Origin of the sequence: Nocardiopsis sp. MG754419, from assembly GCF_018207095.1 — a bacterium.
GTDB lineage: Bacteria > Actinomycetota > Actinomycetes > Streptosporangiales > Streptosporangiaceae > Nocardiopsis.
Map to the genome: position 1 here is coordinate 1 of NZ_QOCZ01000395.1, position 374 is coordinate 374.

1 protein-coding gene is annotated in these 374 nt (G+C 67.1%); it reads right to left on the reverse strand.

Annotated elements, in window-relative coordinates; all coding sequences use genetic code 11:
* Positions 1-337: AMP-binding protein (locus tag DSY14_RS28275; RefSeq protein ID WP_307851364.1), on the reverse strand; the 337-nt coding region annotated here is incomplete at its 3' end.
* Positions 338-374: the final 37 nt, after the last annotated feature.

The following is a 374-nucleotide window of genomic DNA, read 5'->3' on the forward strand; positions in this document are numbered from 1 at the left end:
GGAAACCGCGGATCTTGACCTGGTCGTCCACCCGGCCCACGTAGTCCAGATCCCCCGAGGACGACCACCGCACCAGGTCACCCGTGCGATACATCCGCTCCCCCGGAGCACCATACGGATCGGGCACGAACCGCTCGGCGGTCAGATCCGAACGCCCGAGATAACCCTGCGCGAGCGTTCTCCCCGCGAGGTAGAGCTCACCCGGCACACCAACGGGAACCGGGTTGAACCACTCGTCGAGGACACGGGCCCGTGTGCCGCGCAGCGGCACCCCGACGGGTACCGAGCGTTGTCCGGGTTCGACCGAGGCCACCTCGAAACTGGTCGAGAACCCCATGTTCTCCGCCGGACCGTACCCGTTCACCACACGAACC